This is a genomic window from Citricoccus sp. (genome assembly GCF_035445025.1).
GTDB lineage: Bacteria > Actinomycetota > Actinomycetes > Actinomycetales > Micrococcaceae > Citricoccus.
Window position 1 is genome coordinate 1 of record NZ_DAOMPX010000087.1, and the last position, 6,592, is coordinate 6,592.

Below are 6,592 nucleotides of genomic sequence, written 5' to 3' on the forward strand. Positions count from 1 at the left end.
CCCAGTCCCCGGCGGCGGCCATCGCCATCCAGTCCCGCCGACCAGCCACCGTCAGCCCGGTGGGCACCGCCAGCACGTTCGCGTCGGGGTACCACTCCACGAACTCCCGGTTGATCTGCTCGACCAGGTGGTTCGGGACGACCATCGCCGGGCGGTGGGCGATGCCGGTGCGGCGCAGTTCCATGGCGGCCATGACCATGGTGCCGGTCTTGCCGGCCCCCACCACGTGGTCCAGCAGCACGGCCGGTTCGTTCACCGCCCGGGCCACGGCCGAGCGCTGATAGGAATACGGGATGCGGTCGGCTTCCAGTCCGGGCAGTTCCAGCCGCTGGCCCATCTGGTCGTAGTCCGGGGCGACCATCGAGTTGAACGCCTCGTTGTACAGGCTCTGCAACCGGGCCGCGCGGGTGGGGTCCTCGGTGACCCAGGCGTTGAAGCGGGTTCGAATCGCGTCGATCTTCTCTCTCGCGGCGGTGGTCGCGGCCTCGTCCTTGCGGTAGGTCCCGTCGGCGTCCTTCTCCCTCACCACCACCGACTTATAGTTCATGGTCGCGGCCAGCAGGGCGGCCGGGGTGCGCTTGTTCGTGCCCCACTGGTACCGCACCGAGGCGGAGAACCCGCCCTTGGGGGAGGCGACCTCCCAGGCCTCCACGGCCGGGTTGAACTTCACCTCGGTGGCGACCTCGAAGGTGTCCCGGACGAAGTCCTCGTAAATGTCCTGCGGGACCCAGTGCACGCCGGGGTTGACCACCACGTCGCGGATGTCCACGTCCGCCGGCAGCACCGCCTCCAGGGCGGCCACATTCACCGCGTAATCCCCACCGTTGGCCACCGCTTCCTGTGCGGCAGCCAGCTTGGCGCGGACATTGCCGGACAGGTAGGCCACCTTCGGGGTCAGCACCCCGGACTCGGGGTCGGTGAACACGTGCCCGGCCATCATCGTCTCGGCCTCATCGGCGTCCACGCCCAGCAGCCCGGCCACCCGGTCCACGTCCACGGTGCGGGTCTCGTCCAGGCTGATCGCGATGGCATCCTCCACCGACTCGGCCCGCTCCGGGCGAGGCCGGTACTCGATGACGTCCCGGGTCAACAGCGCCGCCGGCTCGGCGGACTGCTCCTGCTCATCGAACACCTCACAGGCGCGCAACAGGCCCAGCTTGGGGTCCCCGGCCAGGAACTCCAGGTGGGGCTGGCGGCGGTGGCTGAACTCGGGCACGGCGGCCTCGGCGGCCCACTCATTGGCCAGCTCGGTCGGGACGGGGACCTCGGAGCGGTCCATCTCCCCGTCTTCGGGCAGGGTGGCCCGCCACGCGGCCTCCAGTTCCCGGATCTTCTGGGCCTGCTCCTGAGCCCGCGGGGTCTTCCAGATGTCCTCGGAACGGTTGATGGGCCCATAGGCGTTCATGTACTGCCGCCAACCCGTGCGTAACTTCTCTCGCGCGGCCTCGGCGGTCTCCTGGCCCCGTCCTTCGGACTGGGCACGCATGACCTCCACCGCCTGATCGCGCAACACCAGCAATGCCCTGGCCTCCACCGCTCGAGCGCGGGGGACCTTGACCGGCTCCCACGCCAGCTGCGCCCCGTACCGGGTGAAGCCCTGGGCGGCCGGGTCGAAGCGGACGTGACCGACGGCGGCCTCGGCCACCGGCGGGAAGTGCAGCCCCGGGTCGTGGGTCACGGTCAGCGGGTCGGGGGAGTAGCCCAGCCCGGCGTCCTTGGCCTCCTCGACCACCGCGCCGAGCCGTTCTTCCAACAGTGCGGTCAGGTCCCCGGTGGGCGGGTCCACCCGGTAGGACATCCCGCCCCACGGGTCACTGGCCGCGCGGAGGGTGCCGAGCACGTTCTCGGGGTGGTCCCGGAAGTACCGGGACGCCGGAATCTGGTGGATTTCACCGTCCCGGTCGGTGGCTTCGATCAGGCCCGGTTCGACCCAGGCGGCGACGGCGTCCTGGTCGATCTTGGCCCCGGGTTCGCGGCGGCGGAAGATCAGCACGTCGGTCTTCACGTCCGTGCCGGCGCTGTCCTGCATGGCCCCGTTGGGCAGCCGGACCGCGCCGACCAGGTCGGCGTAGCGGGCGAACTCCCGGCGGGCGGAGGCCCGTTGGGCGTCCAGGGTCCAGGTGGAGGTCATCACCGCCACGTACCCGCCCGGGGCGGTCAACCGGAGGGACTTGGCGATGAAGTAGTTGTGGATCGACAGGTTCTGCCCGTTGTACTTCGCGTCCGGGACCGGGAACGAGCCGAAGGGGACGTTGCCGACCACCGCGTGGAAGCTGTCCTCACCCAGGCGCACCTGCTCGAACCCGGCCGCGTGGACCTCGTGGGAGGGGTGCAGGTGGGCGGCGATGCGCGCGGTCGTGGCATCCAGTTCCACCCCGACCATGTCGGTGCCGGCCGGGGCCTGGCCGAGGAACTCCCCGGACCCGCACCCCGGTTCCAACACCCGGCCCCCCGCGAACCCGGCCCGCGATAGGCCGCCCCAGATGGCGGCGGCGTGGGCGGGGTCGGTGTAGTGGGCGTTCAGGGTGGTGGCCTTGGCCTGCTCCCACCCCTCCGGGCCCAACAGATCCCGCACCAGGGCCCGGTCCTCGGCGGAGAAGGTGTCGGCGGTGTCATCGAAGACCTCCGGCAGTGCGCCCCAACTGGACCACCGCGACAGCTCGTCCTGATCCAGAGGCGTGGCGTACCGTCCGGCGTCCTCGAGCTCGGCCAGGGTCTGCAACGCGGCCACGTTGGCCAGGAACCGGCTCGACCGTGTTCCCGGGCGTTGGGTACCCCCGGTCCAGTCGACCGGGACACCGGTCAGCTGCCCTGAATCCTGTCCCGGTCCGCCTCGGTCACCAGCGGCGGCAGGCTCGTGGCCCCCGGTACCGGGTCCATCCCCTGGGCCCGCATCCAGTCGAACACCTGACTGGCCAGCACCGTCAGCTGGTCGAACACCCGCAGCTGCGCCCGCTTTGGCAGCTTCAACAGGGCCTCGGCCTCCACCGGTTCCACCCGGTCCGGGGCCAGCTGCATCGCCCGCGACTGCACCATCGCGATCAGGTAGTCCTCGAAGTCCTGGCTCGCGTCCTGGTACTGGTCCAGGCCCAGCATCAGGTCGATCACCGTCACCTCCCCGTCCGGGTGCGCCGCTTCGTAGGCCTGAACCAGCGTGGTCCCGTACGGGGTCTTCTCGTGCGGGTGCTGCCACACCGTCCGGTCGATCTCCCACCGGTCGGTCTCCCAGCCCAACAGTTCGCTGCTGGTGTCCTGCCGCGGCTCCTCGATCGGATCGGGCATCGTCCCGTCCTGCATCCTGTCCTCCGACCTCGTTCCGTTCTGCACTGTCCCGTTCTGCATTCTCGGTTCCTTCCATATCGGCCAACAGGTCGAACACCGAGATCTGACCGGCCACCTGATTGCTTCGCTTCGCCACGCTCGGGCTCCTTCTCTGACATAACTGCACGACGGCCGGGAGACGGTCAAGCCCCCGGCCGTCGAGCGACGGACTATGGACAGGTCACCGGGTGATCCCGGTGACCTCCTGCTGCTGTGGCACCAGCGGCGGCTGACCCGCCGACCACTCCGCGAACGCCTCCGGCGTCAGCTCCTCCGGGCGCAGGCCCTGGCCTGCCGAGTGCTTCCTGGACTGCTCGGGGGAGGAAGCGACCGAGGCGCCGTCCCGGTGGGGTTCTCGGGGCAGGACCGCGACCGGGTTGAACTGCATGGAGGCGGCCACGTCCTCGGCCCAAATCCGATGGTTCAGTCCAGGCTTGCCGGTGCTCGTGGCATACGCCCCGACCCGGTAGTCCCCGGTGACCGTGACCCGGTCGCCCTTGCGCAGCGAGGCCAGCACGTTCTCTCGCAGCTGGGCCCTTTCGACGGCCACGTCGTAGAACTTCGCCTCGGTGTCCTCCCACGCCCGGGAACTCTCGTTGAACCGGCGGCCGTTCTCCGCCACCGTCATCACCACCAGCTCCTGGCCGGCCTTCGTCCGCACCTTCCGGGGATCGCCCGTCAGGTTGCCCTGCACCGTCTTCTTGCCCACGCTCTCCATGGCTTTCTCGCTTCCCTGCTTGGTGTTGTTACTGGTTGTCGTCTGTTCGAAGTCGGATCGGGGTCGGGCGGGCAGCGCGGTCGGGGTGTAGTCCTCGCGCTCCAAGCGTCTGTGACCGTCCACCTGGTCCCACCCCGGGTGGATGTCGGCGGCTTCCTCTCCCGCGTCTTGGATTAGGGGGTGTGCCTGTCCGGCGGTGTCGATCCACTCGGCATTGTGGGCGTAGGCGAAGGGCTGGGCGGCGGGGGCCTCACGGAAGGTTGGCTTGGTGTAATGGATGTGCTCCGTCTGCACGAAGGTGTACCGCGCGGGGACATCCAGCCGGATCCTCGTGCCTGCTCTCAACCGCTCCGGGGCCACCAACTCCGAGTCGAGCTCACTGAAGTGCGCCCGGACGCGGGTCCCGTCATCGGTGTCGACCCACGCCTCCGTGCTCCATTGGCCCCACTCCACGCCGACGATCACCCCCTCGACGTTCGGCTCCTCGGTCCTCGGCTCCGTCATGCTGGCCTGCCTTCCTGTCCCGTTGACCTCGACCCGGCGCCGATGTCTTGTCCCCAGTTCGCCGCGACCCCGGTCCGGCCGCCCGCGACACACATCCAGGGCGCTACCGTCTCGTCGGTAGGTGCCGCCCGGTCACTCATCGCTCTGTGCGTTCATCTCGGTCCAGGCGGTTCCGTCGGGCGATTCCTCCCACACCACGGTCAGGTCCTCTGGGCCGCCCATGATGTTGACCGCAACTCCGGCCTGGCCGGGAGTGGCCGAGGTGTAGGCCAGGGCCACCGAGCCCACTGCGGCCACGGACCGGGCACGCAGGCCCAGCGGGTCCGAGGCCCCGTGCTCGACGCCGTCGGCATCCACGGCGCGGGCTCGCACGAACGTCACCCCGGAGGTGGGGCGGTCGAGGACCTTCTCGGTGCGGATGGTCGAGGCCGCGGTGATCCAGTCGTCCTCGTCGTAGTCCAGTTCGTAGGCCCCGACCGTGCCGGAATACGCCACCGGTTCCTTGTGCGTGCCGTTCTGCACGCACCCGGCGTCGTGCGTCATCTCCTTCAGTCGGGACCGCAGCTGGGCCACGTTCGGGTGCCACATCATCATCGGAGCCAACCCGGGGGCCTGTTCCTCGAAAACCTTGTACTCCATGCACATCGCCGCATACAGCTCGGCGGTCAGGCTCGGGTGCCGGTACCAGCACGCCGGAACATCGGAGGTCGTCAGCCGGTATTCGCGGATGAACCAGTCCACCCAGCGGCGCAACCCGTTCCAGGCATCCCACTGCTGACCGGGTTCGATCTCCCGCCACCGGGTGCCCAACCACTCCGGCGGACCCTCGGCGGCCAGGGCCGCCTCGACCTCGGGGTCCAGGTACGGCAGCGGGGACCCCGGTGCCTCGCCACCGGTTTGCTCGGGGCCGGGGGCCTCCTGGTTCAGCCAGGTGTCGTCGTCCTCGTCGTCTACCCATGGATTGCCACTCACCGGTGTCACCCTCCTCAACGCTGCTGTCTGATCCGGCAGGGCCTGTGGCCTGCTCGGAGACAGTTCGCAACGGGAGGGCAGCGGTGTATGTCGCTCAGTCCAGGTGAATCAGTGGGCGTATCGACGGGAAGCTGGCAACTTCTACGGGGCGGCTCGCGTCCACACGTTGAGGCCCACCTTTTTCCAACCGCTCTCGGTGAGATCGTCAGTATCCACGGAATCACCGACCAAGGTGTGGTCACCGGGTACGTTCAGCAAGGTCAGGGTGATGTCGTCGCTATCGGCCCCGCAGATCCGAGCGGTGCCGTCGTCGCCCCCCGTGTCGGTGATCAGGCATATCAGTCGGCCCAACCGCTCGGGCTCCGGTCCGTCCGTGTACGACACGTAGTAATCCACCCCGTTATACGAACCGACGGCGTAGGCCGGCTCCTCCGGATAGTCACGGGCGCTTTCAGGCGGCAGGCTCACCACGGGGGTGTCCACCAGGGCGGCGATAGCCGGGGCCGTGGGGACCGGTTGTGGTTCTTCCTGGGCGTAGCATCCCGACAGCACGAACAACCCGCCACTGACCATCACCATGGTGGTCACCCGGCCAACGGCCGGACGCGTCATCGAGGCGCACATGGCAGAACCTCCCGGGCCGACAGGATGCCAATGTAACCGTGCCGCCTCGGCCCTACCGAGGGCCGGTCTGCTCTCGGCAGCTGCACTGTGCGGCCCGATGGATGGGGCACGCTACGACCCGACGACCCGCAGCGACTCCCACGGAACGGACTCAGGACCGCCCGGTGTCGTCGGTGCGGCGCTGGCGGCGGTATTTCCGGGGTGGGCCGTCGATGAGGTTGAGCAGTCGTTGGACCATTTCGTTCACCGCGGCCTGGGCGGAGCCTTCGCCGGGGTTGGCGGCCATCCACCGGTGGACGCCTTCTTCGCAGATCGAGCACAGCCACATCCCGTCCCCGTTGGCGCGGCGGCATTCGGCACGGTCCAGCAGGTCGGTGCTGGTGGTGTGGAACTGCAGGACGGAGACCCGCTGGCACAGTTCGCAGTTCAGCGGCTCGGTGGAGCCGGGGACGG

General features: G+C 69.2%; 6 protein-coding genes. All 6 read right to left on the reverse strand.

The features are described from left to right. On the reverse strand, positions 1 to 2,731 hold a 2,731-nt coding region (locus tag PLJ28_RS14460), incomplete at its 3' end, for a DUF8437 domain-containing protein (protein WP_502877094.1). Between the two features lie 71 nt (positions 2,732 to 2,802). Then, entirely contained in the window at positions 2,803 to 3,282 is a 480-nt protein-coding gene (locus tag PLJ28_RS14465; RefSeq protein ID WP_298045239.1) for a hypothetical protein, read from the reverse strand. Between the two features lie 220 nt (positions 3,283 to 3,502). Further along, complete coding sequence (locus PLJ28_RS14470) at positions 3,503 to 4,543, reverse strand: single-stranded DNA-binding protein (protein WP_298044975.1); 1,041 nt, start codon at positions 4,541 to 4,543, stop codon at positions 3,503 to 3,505. Positions 4,544 to 4,675: 132 nt separating this feature from the next. Next, a complete protein-coding gene (locus tag PLJ28_RS14475) occupies positions 4,676 to 5,515 on the reverse strand; it encodes a hypothetical protein (RefSeq protein ID WP_298044976.1) in 840 nt (279 codons plus the stop codon). A 141-nt stretch (positions 5,516 to 5,656) separates the two neighbouring features. Beyond that, positions 5,657 to 6,103: a hypothetical protein gene (locus PLJ28_RS14480; protein WP_324590300.1), complete on the reverse strand. Its 447-nt coding sequence runs from the start codon at positions 6,101 to 6,103 to the stop codon at positions 5,657 to 5,659. A gap of 187 nt (positions 6,104 to 6,290) precedes the next feature. Continuing rightward, positions 6,291 to 6,592: hypothetical protein (locus PLJ28_RS14485; protein ID WP_324590301.1), on the reverse strand; the 302-nt coding region annotated here is incomplete at its 5' end.